At 48.9% G+C, this 15,127-nt stretch carries 11 protein-coding genes; 7 read left to right on the top strand and 4 right to left on the bottom strand.

Features of this window, described 5'->3' with window-relative positions; translation table 11 throughout:
- The first annotated feature begins 18 nt into the window (after nucleotides 1-18).
- Nucleotides 19-1,389, top strand: a complete 1,371-nt coding sequence (locus ACO0KZ_RS14630; protein WP_422996449.1) for a hypothetical protein — start codon at nucleotides 19-21, stop codon at nucleotides 1,387-1,389.
- Between the two features lie 18 nt (nucleotides 1,390-1,407).
- Here ACO0KZ_RS14630 and ACO0KZ_RS14625 read toward each other — a convergent pair whose 3' ends face one another.
- On the bottom strand, nucleotides 1,408-1,872 hold the full coding sequence (locus ACO0KZ_RS14625; protein WP_422996447.1) for a hypothetical protein: 465 nt from the start codon (nucleotides 1,870-1,872) through the stop codon (nucleotides 1,408-1,410).
- Nucleotides 1,873-2,178: 306 nt separating this feature from the next.
- Between ACO0KZ_RS14625 and ACO0KZ_RS14620 the strand changes: the two genes are divergently transcribed.
- The 6 genes from ACO0KZ_RS14620 to ACO0KZ_RS14595 all read left to right on the top strand — a co-directional run bounded on the left by ACO0KZ_RS14620 (nucleotide 2,179) and on the right by ACO0KZ_RS14595 (nucleotide 11,628).
- Nucleotides 2,179-4,128 (top strand): phosphate transport regulator, encoded by a 1,950-nt coding sequence (locus ACO0KZ_RS14620; RefSeq protein ID WP_422996445.1) that lies wholly within the window; start codon nucleotides 2,179-2,181, stop codon nucleotides 4,126-4,128.
- Nucleotides 4,128-5,765 (top strand): PEP/pyruvate-binding domain-containing protein, encoded by a 1,638-nt coding sequence (locus ACO0KZ_RS14615; protein ID WP_422996443.1) that lies wholly within the window; start codon nucleotides 4,128-4,130, stop codon nucleotides 5,763-5,765. The genes ACO0KZ_RS14620 and ACO0KZ_RS14615 overlap by 1 nt, the downstream gene beginning before the upstream one ends.
- Nucleotides 5,762-6,565, top strand: coding sequence for an enoyl-ACP reductase FabI (gene fabI / locus ACO0KZ_RS14610; protein WP_422996441.1), 804 nt, complete (start codon nucleotides 5,762-5,764; stop codon nucleotides 6,563-6,565). The genes ACO0KZ_RS14615 and fabI overlap by 4 nt, the downstream gene beginning before the upstream one ends.
- A gap of 13 nt (nucleotides 6,566-6,578) precedes the next feature.
- On the top strand, nucleotides 6,579-8,459 hold the full coding sequence (locus tag ACO0KZ_RS14605) for a PHA/PHB synthase family protein (RefSeq protein ID WP_422996439.1): 1,881 nt from the start codon (nucleotides 6,579-6,581) through the stop codon (nucleotides 8,457-8,459).
- Nucleotides 8,460-8,975: 516 nt separating this feature from the next.
- Nucleotides 8,976-10,385, top strand: a complete 1,410-nt coding sequence (locus ACO0KZ_RS14600; protein WP_422996437.1) for a bifunctional enoyl-CoA hydratase/phosphate acetyltransferase — start codon at nucleotides 8,976-8,978, stop codon at nucleotides 10,383-10,385.
- A gap of 49 nt (nucleotides 10,386-10,434) precedes the next feature.
- Nucleotides 10,435-11,628, top strand: coding sequence for an acetate/propionate family kinase (locus tag ACO0KZ_RS14595; RefSeq protein ID WP_422996435.1), 1,194 nt, complete (start codon nucleotides 10,435-10,437; stop codon nucleotides 11,626-11,628).
- Here ACO0KZ_RS14595 and ACO0KZ_RS14590 read toward each other — a convergent pair.
- The 3 genes from ACO0KZ_RS14590 to ACO0KZ_RS14580 form a co-directional block, all read right to left on the bottom strand.
- Nucleotides 11,565-11,963: a hypothetical protein gene (locus tag ACO0KZ_RS14590; protein ID WP_422996433.1), complete on the bottom strand. Its 399-nt coding sequence runs from the start codon at nucleotides 11,961-11,963 to the stop codon at nucleotides 11,565-11,567. The genes ACO0KZ_RS14595 and ACO0KZ_RS14590 overlap by 64 nt on opposite strands.
- A 92-nt stretch (nucleotides 11,964-12,055) precedes the next feature.
- Entirely contained in the window at nucleotides 12,056-12,889 is an 834-nt protein-coding gene (locus tag ACO0KZ_RS14585; protein ID WP_422996431.1) for a hypothetical protein, read from the bottom strand.
- Between the two features lie 576 nt (nucleotides 12,890-13,465).
- Nucleotides 13,466-14,929, bottom strand: coding sequence for a glutamate synthase subunit beta (locus ACO0KZ_RS14580; RefSeq protein WP_422996429.1), 1,464 nt, complete (start codon nucleotides 14,927-14,929; stop codon nucleotides 13,466-13,468).
- Between the last annotated feature and the right edge of the window lie 198 nt (nucleotides 14,930-15,127).

Below are 15,127 nucleotides of genomic sequence, written 5' to 3'. Positions count from 1 at the left end.
ATCATGAAAACGCAAGCCATGTCAAAATCAGAACCGAACGCAACGCAATTTTGGTATGAGCGGAGCGCTACGAGCTATATTTCAAATTTTTTCCTGACGCTACTCGTGATCGTCTACAGCCTGCTGTTGCTGAACAAAGATGACAAACACTGGTCATTTTATGCTTCCGTTTTTACTGGTGTTTGCCTGTTTAGTTTACTGGTGAGCGGGCTGAAATGGGGTCGCGTGATGCTCTCCGGTGCACGAGTTTTCTATCACATGCAAACGCCAGTCAGTTTATGGCATGGCTGGCAGCGAGCGATCTTAACGCGTACCTCCTTAAGCCTGATTGTGCTGTGTTGTGTGATTACGTCGTTGGAGTTAAGCCATCAGAGTTTGCTTCCCACGAGTGCCTTGTTGGCGATGGCGTCATTGGCACTGGCGGGCGGTTTTTCTTTACCGCTGGCATTCAATCATTATTTGAATAAGCGATGTTATTTGCTACTCCTAGCATTCGCAGCGTATTTGGCTTACATCAGCTTCTACTTGGGGACTAAGCAGTGGATAAATGCGTCCTTTGAGTGGCATTTGCCCGCCATGTTGGCGTGGCCTATACTCGCTGTTGCCACATTGCTGTACTGGGAAAAACCACCGGCACAAAAAGGAAAAACGCTATTTCTAAAAGTAAAAGAGTTAGGAATCATCAGCAACTTGCGCCACTTCTATTTGCGGTTCACCGAGCTTGGATCGATTAACGCCCTCGAAAAGAAAGATGGACTAGCAACATCAGGAAAAATAATGAAAAATATGGGTCTATTTTGGTGCCTGTTTATTAGCTCTATGCTCATCGTCGATTGGCAGGCATCAGTGACTTTACCGCACCTGCTGTTCTTGGTAATGATTGCTGCATGTTCCAGCTCTTACATCGTGGTAAAGGATTTGCATTGGCGTTTTCTACTGCTGCCAAAACACTTTCAGCAAGCGCGCATCGCCAATCATTTACTGATCTCTAGTGTGATGTATTACGGGTGCTGGGCTATCATCCTATTCCTTGTCTTACTTGGCTCGAAAATGTTTTTTTCAACACCGATGACATTGAATCGTACGGAATCAGTATCGTTGTACAACATCGCCATATTAGTCATTGAATTAATCAGTGCATTCTGCATTGGCTTGGTCATCCGTGGCAGCAAAAAACCAGGTCGTAGTTTTTTCTATTTGTTTATGATGTGCTTATTGGTGACATCGGTTGCCGCTCTCTACTTTTATGTGCAGCAACAGAACCCAATTACGGCTGCGGTCTTCACCATGAACACAACTTATGTCTTGTGCGTCGTCGGGATAGGCATAGTCGCTTTAATCTACGCCAATAAACTCTGGACTCGTGAGCGCTTACTTGCCTATTTATGACAGCAAACTTTGCTACCTTTACAGCCCACTAACCCCTTTGACCAAATAGCGATTGGTGTGTTTATCGGTACGAATAGACACCAATCCTTCGGCCCAACAAGCCTCTTCGCCCGCTTTCAATTTAAATTTCACCGTCAAACGCAACTGGTCTTTGGCATAAATCTGCTGGCGTGTCGCGCCCGTCACGCAGCTTGGTGTTGCCACACTTTGCATCGCCTTCAATTCAGTACGAACGCCTTGTAAATTGATAACTGCCGTGTTGGTATCATTGCTGACCAACAATACCAAGGCTCCACTCCCATACGAACCTTCGTCTTGCGCAAAACTAGCGATGCGAAATTCATAAGGTGTTTTTAATTTCTTAGCTTCTTGCGAGTCGAGCGGCTGCAGTGCCGTCACTTTAGTCGTTTCTTGCGCACACACGCTACCAGCTAGCAATAATCCTAAACACACACCCTTTAAACTATGTTTTTGAAAGCGCATTTTCATTCCTTCTCATCTACAAAATATACATAGCATCTTAAAGCCTTTTCCCTTGAAGTAAATACGAATTTTCCAATTGCTAATGAAATACAGAAGCTGCCGACAATACAGTTTTCAATCCAGTCACAGACATATTTCCATTAAGGGAAAGCTCACTAAATGGATCATATGCATAGGCGATACCGCACGACATTTGATCCACCGCAAACTCAGTTGAAGAAGCTTCGCGTCATTTAAAGTTGTCATTTACCTGACACATTAGCAAATTATCTTTCCCCTACTTTCATATTTCTAAGGGGAATGCCGATGTTGAAGGACAAAGTAGTCGCTTCGCTTGGTCAGAAGTCTTTGCTGATGCCGACCTGGATCAAAGCTGCTCTAGCGGCCAATGATCGATTGAAGCTATATCTCAGTATTTTGCAGTCCGCTGAGCAACATGCGCACAGCCCTACAGCACCGAATATGGATTGGAGCCGCGAGTTAGCCAAGCTAGGCTTACATGATGAAAAGTGGCTGCAAGGTGTCGTGAAATCGGCCTACTTCGATGATGATACTCTCGTGTTCCCTGAGCAGCCGCAATTGCTGTTAGCGCTGTCAGAGGATATCAATGTCATGGCGCGACCAATGTGTGACGAGTCGTCCGAACAATCGAATACTTTTCTTGAGCGCCGCGAGTATTGGCTGAGCCAAATTAAACAAAATGCCGAATCCGAGGGAATAAGCTCAGCCTTTTTGCGCTCGTTGACGCATGGTGATAGAAAAGCCGGTGATAGCTTTCATCTTTTTGTGATGGATCTTCACAAAGAGCTCAATAGTTTGTCTAGCGAGATCGCAACAGAAACCATCGATGGCGCGCATGTCTGGCAAATCGAGTCTACCGATCAGACTTATATCAAAGCCTTTATGCGTGGACTGCATCGCACTGCGCCTTTAAAATTTTCACATCCGGGTTTAGACACCGCTGTCACACGTGATGGCGATCGATTGCTGATACAGAATGATATCGGCACCAATGATGTGCATGTGTTGGTGATTGAAGTTCTACCAGAATCCTTACAGCTCACTTACTCCGATTTGCACAAAGGACGATTTAACTTTTTTAAACAGTTACTCGAAGATATCGGGTTTTCATGGCATGTGTTTGAGCCCAAAACCTCAGATGGTTTAAACGCTGGCAAGCCCTACCAATTAGGCAACGCAATGCTGAGCGGCGACAGTGAAGTATTGCTGGCTGGACTAGAAGCCTTGGCCGCGCAAATTGTCTTTGTGATTGATTGGAATCGCGCCCGCAAACGCTTAGAAAAGTTTATCGCCAAATCACAGGTGCAAGAATTACTGCGTCATGCAGCCAAAGAACAATTTGGGCACATGGGCTGGTTGATGGCAGGTGGAGAACAGTTGATCTACAAGGCGATGCAGGATGTCGACAATGAAGCCTTTCGTGTCGGTGATCGCTTAGACGATGTGTTGGGTGAAAGCGCGGCGTCTAACTATCTGGCAGAGCTCTTGCGTATGTCTAGCGTGATGCTGCAACAAAAGCAGCCGCAGGCACTCATCGCCGACGAAGCCAGAATTTTATTGGCGCGCATATTACGCAACCGTACTTTTGAATTTGATTTGTTGGCAGAGCACGCCGCTTACTGCCATGCCTTAGCGTTTTCGCTATGCGATACGTTTGATGCTGGAACTCGCATTCCACTTGAGCAAATGCAGCAGCAAGTGAATCGCGCCAAGAAATGGGAACGTCAAGCTGACCATCAGTTAATGGAAGCACGCGTCAGAGCCGAGCGCCAAGAACGTTGGGGGCCAGTGCTCGGCATTCTCGACAAGGCAGACGATATCGCCGACGCCTTGGAAGAAGCGATGTTCACGTATTCGCTCAGTTTAGTACCGCCTTTGACGGGGCTACCTACACCAGTTTTAGACTACGCACGTCAATTGGCCAATACCACCTTGGCAGCAATCCAAGATCAAATCAAAGCAATTGAGATTGCCCGCCATCTGAGTGACAACGCGAATGATGTGGATAGCGATCAATTCTTACAAACCATCTGGCGCATGTTAAGAGCGGAACGCATTTGCGATGACCTCTCCCGTCAGGCGCGGGTCGAGATCATTCGCCATCTACATGCATCGGCAGCGTCCTTAATGATTGCGAATGAGTTGGTGAATGCCTTAGAAAAGGCCTCCGACCATTTGTTAGCAGCTGGCTATGCCTTACGTCAATTGGTATTAACGAAAACAGGAGTGAAGTGATGAAATCAAACTCGTTTTGGCCTAAGCATTTTTATCTGGTTGCGACCGACAATGCGTCTCACCAACATAAGGCAGATCGCAATCACATGGGCTCGAAAGCCTATAACCTGCTGAGAATGGCACAAATAGGATTACCGATTCCGCCCGCCTTAGTGATAGGCACGCACTACACGCAGAGTCCTGAAGAGTGCATTTTGCCTTTGTTTGCCTTGGGCTTACCCAGCCTGCAGCAAGCCACAGCGCAGACTTTTGGTGACACGCGCAATCCCTTGATCGTATCGGTACGCTCGGGTGCGCCGGTCTCCATGCCTGGCATGATGGAAACCCTACTAAACATCGGTCTGTGTGATGACACGCTGCCAGGTTTGCTTCGACAAAGTGGCAATCCACGACTGGTATGGGACGCCTATCGTCGCTTAATCGCCAGCTACGGCGAAGTCGTTGCCGGGATTTCCGCCACCGTGTTTGAAAACGCCCTGCAAGATTTGTGTCAGGGACAAGATGAGCGAGAGCTAGACTTTGAACAATTGCGTGCGTTGAGCAAACAGTATTTGGCGCTCTATCAAAACGCAGTCGGCAAACCATTTCCCCAAAACGTCAACGAGCAATTAAGTGGCGCAGTACGTGCCGTGTTTAACTCATGGCATGCGGAAAAAGCGCAAGAATATCGCCGCCTCAATCAAATCGATGATGCCATCGGCACCGCAGTGACGATACAAAGTATGGTGTTTGGCAACACGGGCGGGCACTCAGGTGCAGGCGTTGGTTTCACACGCAATCCGACCAACGGCGAAGCCGAACTGTGGATAGACTTTTTAGCCAACGCACAAGGCGAAGACGTCGTCTCAGGACGTCGCAATGCACACGGTCATCAAGTCTTAGCCGCGATCGCACCCGAAGCTTGGGAACAATTGCAGAACGCAACGCAGGCTTTGGAGTATGAGTTCAGCGACATGCAAGATTTCGAATTTACCGTGCAAGATGGCGTGCTGCATATTCTACAAACACGTTCAGGAAAACGCTCTGCTTTGGCGACTGCCCGCATCGCGCTCGACCTATTCGATCAAAAAATCATCGATCTCGACACCGCACACGAACGCACCGCCCATCTCGACGAATCCCAATTGAGTGTGGTGCAACTCGTGTCGAATGCAACAACGCAAGCGGAGAGCAGCGTTCTTGCTCACGGCGCACCTGCCTGCCCTGGTATCGCCACTGGTGAAATCGCGCTCGATGGCGAACGTGCCGCGAATCGACACAGCGCTGGCGTGCCAATTATTCTGGTGCGTCAGGATGCAGAAACCAACGATATCGCCGCCCTCGATCTGGCTGAAGGACTGCTGACACAACGCGGCGCCAGAACCTCGCATGCGGCAGTGGTGGCTAGGCAATTAGGCAAAATCTGTCTGGTCGGCTGCGAGCAACTACACATCGACGAAGCTACCCGCACGCTCTATTTTGGCGATCAAGAATTTCATGAAGGTGATGTCATTACCGTCGATGGCAATCAAGGAACTGTGTATGCGGGTGCCGTCGAGTCTGTACGCGTCATGGATGAAGCATTGTTAGAACGCCTGCGCCAACTTCGATCTCAATTTGCAGAACACCATCACGCCAGAAAGAAACACAACAAATGAACACAACAATGAACACGACACTGAACACGACACTGAGCAATCTAGGCTTAGCAGGCAAAAAAGGACTAATACTGGGGCTGGCGAACGAACATAGTATCGCCTACGGTTGCGCGCGCGCAGCACATGCTCAAGGGGCACAAATCGTCACCTCTTGTCTGAACCAAAAAGCGGTCACTTATGTCGAGCCACTGACCCGCGCATTAGGTGTGCCATTGATCACCTGTGACATAGAAAAAGAAGGTGAATTGCAGAACTTGGTAGACCAGGCAGTTGCCCACCTCGGTCATCTTGATTTTGTGGTGCACTCGATTGCGTGGGCACCATTGACTGACTTACATGGCTCGGTCATCGATAGCTCCATTGGTGGTTTTTCGCGTGCTTTAGAAGTGTCCTGTCATTCGTTTGCTGAGTTGGCGAAATTGTGTGTTCCGCATATGCCCGACGGCGGAAGTTTCGTGACCATGAGTTATGTCGGTGCGGTTGCGGCTGTTCCTCACTACGGTTTGATGGGGCCAGTGAAAGCAGCACTGGAATCGATGGTGAGATATATGGCGCTTGACTTGGGCTCGAAAAACATCCGCGTACATGCCGTCTCGCCAGGCCCGATTTTGACACGCGCCGCTTCTGGCATCGAAGAGTTTGATTCCTTGATGCAGCATGCGAAAGACAAAGCGCCCTTGGGACGTTTAGTCACCCTTGATGAAATCGCTCAACTATCAAGCTTTTTGTTAAGCGATGCAGCATCTGGCATGACCGGGCAAACCATTTATGTAGACGCTGGATGCCACGCGGTGGCCTAAGAAAGATGATCTGATGAAAACCACGACAAGAACCAATTCAACAAAGCGGGTCAATGCTGCGGGCAAGACGCCAACCGCAACTGCAACTGATACTGATACCGTCGTTGCAAAAACAGTGGCAACAACAACACCGGCAGATATTGGCGACATACTCGATGCCACTATCCACGAACAGATCCGCAAAATCACAGCCGGTGTCTCGCCTATCGCCTTGTCCTTAGCCTATGCCGACTGGGCGTTACATTTAGCAGCGTCACCTGGTCGACAGTACAAGCTATTCAAGCAAGCGATGACTTCAGCAACTTCACTGCTGACTCCAGCAGACTTGTCAGCACCAAACAGCGCTCCAGATGCTCTTCCTAAAAAACCGGTGGATCACGACTTGCGCTTTAGCGATGACAGTTGGAATCAATGGCCATTCAATACGATCAAAAACAGTTTCAAAGCGGGCGAATCTCTCTTAACGGATCTTGCTAAAGTCGATGGTGTGAACAAGCACAATGCGCATCTAATTGATTTTTTCAATCGTCAAACTTACGACGCGCTCTCGCCATCCAATTGGCTGTTGACGAATCCAGAAGTCCATAAGAAAAGTCTAGAATCGCAGGGACTGAGCTTGCTTGAAGGCTGGCGCAGCTTTACCATGGATGCGATGCAGCTACATGCCAAACATGCGCGCACTGCACCAGATGAGATCGCCGAGCTCGACTTTAAAGTCGGCCAAGATGTCGCCACGACAAAAGGGAAGATTGTTTTTCGCAATCATCTGATCGAACTCATTCAATACGCGCCGACCACGCAAAAAGTGTACAAAGAACCGATTTTGATCGTGCCATCTTGCATCATGAAGTATTACATTTTGGATTTATCGCCAGAGAACTCAATGGTGGCCTTTCTGGTCAATCAAGGTCACACCGTGTTTATGATTTCGTGGAAAAATCCCGATGAGACTGATCGCCATCTGGACATTGATGACTATCTCAATGCAGGTGTGATCGACGCCATGATTGCGGTAAAAACAGCCGCCAAATCTGATCAAATACACGCGCTTGGCTACTGCCTCGGCGGCACATTCCTGGCAATGGCAGCGGCTGCGTTAGCGAATCCAGATATCAGATCAGCACGCCCAGAAATGCTGCAAGCACCTAATTTTGCAAGCATCACCCTACTAGCAGCGCAAACCGACTTTAGTGAGCCTGGCGAATTGGGTGTCTACATCGATGCGGATCAGATCAAGAATTTGCGTGAGTCGATGGCGAGAACAGGTTTTCTCACAGGCAAGCAAATGGCGGCGTCATTCCAATTTCTGCATGCAAGAGATTTGCTGTGGTCAAAAAACACTCGCCGTTATCTGCTCGGACAGAGTGACGTTGGCAATGACATGATGAGCTGGAACGCCGATGTCACGCGCCTTCCTGAACGTATGCATGGAGAGTATTTGCAATCACTGTTTCTCAATAACGATTTCGCGCACGGCCATTTTCGCGTGAATGGTAAAGTGATTGCATTGATGGATATTCAAGCGCCACTCTTGGTCGTCGGCACCACCAAAGATCATGTATCGCCTTGGCACTCAGTATACAAAATTCACCTGCTGACCAACACGGCGACGACCTTCATTTTAGCCTCTGGCGGTCACAATGCGGGAATTGTGTCTGAACCTGGACATCCAAAACGCAGCTATCAAATCGCTAGCGTGGAAGCGGGACATCGATGGATAGAGCCAAATGTATGGAGCACGACCACACCGACCCAAGAAGGCTCTTGGTGGAACGCCATGCACCAGTGGTTAAGCACGCATTCGCATGGACAGATTGCCTCCAAAACCATCGCACCCGATCAGGATCTGATGGATGCGCCGGGTGAATATGTGATGAAGCGATATGCGGATTAACAATCGTCCTTTTTTCTACTGAGGTTTGCCCATAGTTTTTTACCCGATTTCAAGGAAGTGACTACATTTTGAGAGACAGAAATTAACTTAAGCGTCATGCCAGACTTGAAAAAGACCGATAGGTGGAAGGCGTAAATATTCCCTCTCCCGCAAGCGGGAGAGGGCTAGGGTGAGGGTAGTTCAGAAGCTGCATTGCCGTTTCATACGACTAAGTGGTGAGGAGATGGCGTGGTTTAGATTTTCTAAATATCGTTGATCTAATCTGACATTCCCTCATCCCCGGCCCTTCTCCCGCTTGCGGGAGAAGGGAGCGACAAAATAAAACTGTCAAGAAAATTATTCCGGACAGCAATGTAATCAAGTCCGGTATGACGAGCAATAGATGATTTTGAAGCTCAAGTACTGCAGCTTCAAAAAAGAAGTAGTAGAAGCAAAAGATATGGGGAATCCCCCGCTCTTTACCAACAAACGACATTCAAGATCTTCAAACAAACAGTGACAACAAGGAATACGACAATGATGACGAGCGCTTTGCAAGAATCGATAGAAAACGTAACGTATGATGAAATCACCCTAGGTCAGTCCGCACGCACGGTGCGAACATTAACCTTAGACGACATCCGCGCCTTTGCTGCGGTATCCGGTGATACGAATCCCGCCCATCTGGATTCGACCTATGCCGATGCCACCCTGTTTCATGGTGTGATCGCCCATGGCATGTGGGGCGGCTCTTTAATCTCCGCTTTACTGGGCACGGTATTCCCGGGGCCAGGTACGATCTATCTTGAACAGGCGCTACATTTCACCAAGCCAGTGCGGGTCGGCGACACCCTGACAGTCACCGTTACCGTCACTGCCAAAGATGATGAAAAAAAACGCGTGGATCTCGAATGTGATGTTTCCAATCAAAAAGGCGTCAGTGTTTTACATGGCTTAGCAAGAGTATTAGCACCGACGCAGAAAGTCAGCCGGCCACGTATTCATGCGCCACAAATCCAATTATTCGATCCACAAGCGCATCTCAAATCACTGATTCAATTGGGCAGTGACATGAGCGCGGTTCGCTGCGGTATCGTCCATCCTTGCGATGTCGAGTCCTTAAAAGGTGCGATCGAAGCAGCGCAGTATGGTTTGATCGACCCTATCCTGATCGGACCAGAAATGAAGATACGCGAAATCGCTGAAATGGCGGGCATCGATTTGCAAGGTGTGGACATCGAATCAGCTCCCCATAGCCATGCAGCCGCAGCGCGCGCAGCAGAATTGGCAGTCAATAAAGACATAGAAGCGCTCATGAAAGGCAGTTTGCACACCGATGAATTAATTCACGCCATCGTCTCGACACCCGCCTTGCGCACCAATCGACGCATGTCGCATATTTTCCGATTTGAGGTTCCTACCTATTACAAACCTCTCTATATCACGGATGCCGCCTTGAACATCGCTCCTACGCTCAATGACAAAACCGACATCATCCAAAATGCCATCAACTTCGTAAAAATGATGGGCGTTGAGACACCGAAAGTGGCAATCCTTTCGGCGGTCGAAACCATTAATCCGAATATCCCCTCCACCATCGATGCAGCGGCGCTTTGCAAGATGGCGCAACGCGGCCAAATCTCGGGCGGCATCGTAGACGGACCTTTGGCGTTTGACAATGCGATCTCGAACCATTCAGCCCACATCAAGCACATCGTTTCGTCAGTAGCGGGTGATGCCGATATTTTAGTCGTACCAGATCTCGAATCAGGAAATATGCTCAGTAAGCAATTGGAATATCTCGCTGGCGCAACGGCGTCCGGCATCGTCTTAGGTGCCAAGTTACCGATTGCATTAACCAGCCGTGCCGATGGTGCGCATGTGCGGATTGCCTCTGCCCTGCTGGCAAAACTGGTCGCGCATCATAATCGCTTGGTACAGCCTTAATCGCTGATTTTTTTACTTACTAATCATGTGCTTAAATTCTGGAGTCAAAGTGTCGATTTTAACGATTAATGCTGGATCATCGAGTATCAAATTCGCGCTCTATCCGATTCATGCGAAACAGATAGAGTCGGCGCTGATTACTGGCATGGTAGAAGGACTGCAAACCGGGGGCGAGGTTTTCTTGAGTTGGCGCAAGGAGGATGAGACCGCCCGCTTTGCCTTAAACGTACCAAAAGACGCCAGCACGACGATACGGTTTCAAACCGCACTGCACGCCCTACAAAACCTGTTCGAGGAAAAAACACAGGGCACAAAAATTCTAGGCATCGCCCACCGCGTGGTGCATGGTGGCAGCTTTTTTCGAGAAGCCATCATCGTCGATGAACAGCGCCTCGAACAATTACGTAGCCTTTGTCCACTAGCGCCCTTACATCAGCCGCACAATCTTGCCGGCATTGAGATGTTTGCGCAGACATTTCCTGATGTCCCCCAAGTGGCTTGCTTTGATACCGCGTTTCATGCGGATGTGCCTGAGGAAGAATATCTGTTTGCAATTCCAAAATCGCTGTCACAAGAAGGCGTGCGGCGCTATGGCTTTCATGGCTTATCGTATCACTATGTGATGGAGGCATTGCAGCGTCATTCGCAGCGCGCCAATGGACGCACGGTGATGGCGCATTTAGGAAACGGTGCAAGCCTATGCGCCGCGCTGGCAGGCAAAAGTCAGGCCACCAGTATGGGATTTTCTGCCCTAGACGGATTGATGATGGGCACCCGCAGCGGCTCGATCGATCCGGGTGTGATATTGCACTTACTAGCGCAAGGATGGACTCAGCAAGACGTTCAACGTCTTCTGTATTCACAAAGTGGCTTACTCGGTGTGTCTAACATCTCGGCGGATATGCGCTCACTACGTCAAAGCGATGCACCGGACGCCGCTTTGGCGATACGCCTATTTACTTATCGCGTAGTGCGCGAAATTGGCGCCATGATCGCCACCATAGGCGGCATCGATGTCCTTGCTTTCACTGGCGGCATTGGCGAGCACGATAGCCAATTGCGTGAGGACGTGTGCAAGCGACTTCACTACTTAGGGGTGCAAATCGATGAAGAAAAAAACCGCAGCGAAAACGGCAGCAAAATCGCCGCCCTGCATCTGAGCAGCAGTGCTGTCGAGATTTATTTAGTCCCAACTGATGAAGGAAGAGTTGCGGCGAGTGCAGCGGCAAAGCTCTTGGTTTGATCGTCTTTGGATTGAGTGGGGATGTTCAGACCTGACTTCGCCCGTTCAACCGTGCATCCCACTTCCAGATTCTGAAGCGAAGAAATCGTTGAATCGAGTTGCTCTTCTGTAGGGCGGGTGCAACCCGCGCCGCCTATCCAATGTGTATGGTTTGATCGACCGATATACCGCGCGGGTTGCACCCGCCCTACATGGCTAAATTCACCTTGTTCAAAATCTTCAGCGGAATAAAGCGAGCACGACAACCCAGCAGCTTGTGCCGCCAGAAAGTCTTCTTCGTAAGCCTCGTCAGGTTTCTTTTTATTAAATGGATCGCATGGATATAGGAAGCGCATGGTTTTTTCGGTGGCAAACGTTTAAGATGAGAGGCGACACCAGGCTTGCCGGGTGTCGCCTCTCGATTGAAGAGTTAGGCGCCATCGCTGGGTTATGTGATTCGCAGAGACACGAGTTTCGCTTCAAGTGCTTCCTGTTGGGCTGCATTAAGGCGAATTCCGTCTAACCAAACTCGCTTGAGGCTGGGCGATTCAAGGATAAGACCACATACCTTTTCTGCGTCTAGCTGCGGTAAGTCTTCGTGGTTTCCAAAAGACGCGTACTCAAGCTTTGGCATGTCTAGCAGGAACTGCAGATCAACCTCTTTAACTTCAGTAGCCCACAGGTCAATGGATCGAAGCTGACTCATCTGCGAAAGATGCTCCAAGCCAACACCAGTGATGCGCGTTGCTCCAATATCAAGTGACTCGATAGTCTTGGAGCGGCTAACCTTCTTTGCCATGTTGTCATTGAATCGGGTGGACTCTAGGTCTAGAGAAGTCAGATTTGGCAGCCCTAAGATTGCCGCTAAAGAAGTTGAAGAAAGCTCGGCTCCTTGCGCGCCGAGTTGCATGAGCTGAGCGCATTCCGTGACCTCCAGGAGATCGGCCTCGGTCATGTAGTGATTCGCTCGGAAGATCTCTAGGGATTCTGCTTTGCGAAAGTTGCCCAACACGCCGGGTCCTTTGATGCAAAGAACATCTAGCTCCCGAAGACCAGGGGTCTGAATAATCTGTCGCATGGCGCGGCGAGTGACGTCGCACCAAAGCCAAAGGCTATCGATGTGAAGGCCTGAAAGACGGCGTGCTTGTTTGACCGTGACAAGAGGAATCTTTTTTAACGAAAGCTTCGAAATTTTGCCAACCCGCTTGAGCTGCTCGGCGACTTCGGGATCTATGTCGCGCTCAAACGAGTACCAGCCTTGTGAGTCAGGAGAAATCGTCACCTATGGCACCTAACGTAATTTAAGAAGCTGAAAAGATAACCGGACATCAAAAATAAAGCAATTTGTTTCAACTCTTTCCAAACTCACATAAGATTGGGTTGAAAACGCTTATACCCAGTAAAAACAAGGTTTACCCAAATCGACAGAAGATGCAGGTTACATGGTCTGTATAAATTAGATTTGTGCTTTTAAATAGGCCGCATGCAAGCTGAATACGAAGTTTGTTTTTCCAGGTCTGTGAAAATTGCATTTAGCCGAACATGCAGAGACAAGATATAACTAACGCCTTTTTCAAAACTAAAAATTTCGACCTAATCCCATCCGATAACAAAAAAATGAAGATAGCATCAACCGCCATCTCAATCTTCAAGCAAATTCTCAAACCAATTTGCGCCATTGCCAAAAGTAAATCGACATCCATCGCGCTTTTTCTTTCCATCGGCGTCTTAAGTGAAAAATGCATCGCCCATAAAAAAACCCTCCAATACATTCACGAATGAATACATTGGAGGGAAACCTTAAACAACATGGTGCTACTCAAAAAACGCTTTACGACTTCAATTCATCGCAAAAAAATCAACGCGGTAAAACTGATTCGCCCATCAAGAACATATCCACTTCACGCGCACATTGACGGCCTTCGCGGATCGCCCATACGACCAGTGATTGACCACGGCGCATGTCGCCTGCTGCGTAGACTTTTTCTACATTGGTTTTGTAGCAGCCTTCGCCATCAGTCGTTGCGCGTGCGTTGCCACGTGCGTCTTTGTCGACACCGAAGGCGTCTAAGACTTGAGCGACTGGTGAGACGAAGCCCATCGCCAATAGAACCAAGTCGGCTTTCATTTCGAATTCAGAATCTGGCACTTCGGACATCTTGCCGTCTTTCCATTCAACGCGGCAGGCGATCAGTTTTTCTACTTTGCCGCCCTTGCCTTCTAGGCGTTTTGTCGCCACTGCCCAATCGCGATCACAGCCTTCTTCGTGCGAGGAAGAGGTGCGCAATTTGGTTGGCCAGTATGGCCAGACTAGCGGCTTGTTTTCTGTTTCTGGTGGTTGTGGCATCAGTTCGAATTGCGCGACTGATTTTGCGCCGTGACGATTGGAGGTGCCGACGCAATCGGAACCTGTATCGCCACCACCTATGACCACGACATGTTTGCCACTAGCGGACAATTGGTCTTTGATCTTGTCTCCTGCATTCACCTTATTCTGCAATGGTAAAAAGTCCATCGCAAAATGTACACCTTTGAGTTCGCGACCTGGCACTGGTAAATCACGTGGCACTTCTGCACCACCTGCTACGATCACGGCATCAAAATCTTTTTTCAAATCGTCTGGAGAGACGGTTTCTTTCGCCCAGTTAGTAATCGTAGCTGGAAAATCTTTACCAACCAAAACGCTAGTGCGGAAAGTCACTCCTTCTGCTTGCATTTGTTCAACGCGGCGGTCGATGTGTGATTTTTCCATTTTAAAATCAGGAATACCATAACGCAGCAAGCCACCGACGCGATCATTCTTTTCAAACACGGTCACGTCATGACCAGCGCGAGCCAACTGCTGAGCTGCGGCCAAACCTGCTGGACCTGAGCCAACGATGGCGACTTTTTTACCTGTTTTGTTTGCAGGAATTTGTGGTGTGACCCAACCATTTTCCCAGCCTTTATCGATGATGAAATGCTCAATCGACTTAATGCCGACTGGCAGTTCGTTGATACCGAGTGTACAAGCGGATTCGCAAGGTGCCGGGCAAATTCTTCCTGTGAACTCAGGGAAGTTATTCGTCGAGTGCAGCACTTCCAAGGCTTGTTGGTAATTGCCGTTGTAAGTCAGATCATTCCAGTCTGGGATGATGTTATTGACTGGGCAGCCGTTGTTACAAAACGGGATGCCGCAGTCCATGCAACGTGCTGCTTGGATTTTGGCTTGACCATCATCCAGATGCATCAAAAATTCTTTGTAGTGCTTCAAACGCGCCTTCGGCGCTTCGCTCGCTTCTTGCAAGCGCTGGTATTCCATAAAACCTGTTACTTTTCCCATGATAAAACCTCAATCTAGCTAGGCGCAATGCGCGTGTTTTAACTTTTTCAACTCAACGATTCTTGCTCCCTTCTCCCGCTGGCGGGAGAAGGGTTGGGGATGAGGGAGGTAGATTAACGAGAAATTTCGTTGGATTATGAGTTCTCAAATTCGAACCAATCATCGTGAAACATTCATTTCGCTAATCTGAATCACCCT

Origin of the sequence: Undibacterium sp. Di24W, assembly GCF_049340325.1 — a bacterium.
GTDB lineage: Bacteria > Pseudomonadota > Gammaproteobacteria > Burkholderiales > Burkholderiaceae_D > Undibacterium.
The sequence above is the reverse complement of the archived record's forward strand: the minus strand, read 5'-3'. Positions and strand labels throughout refer to the sequence as shown.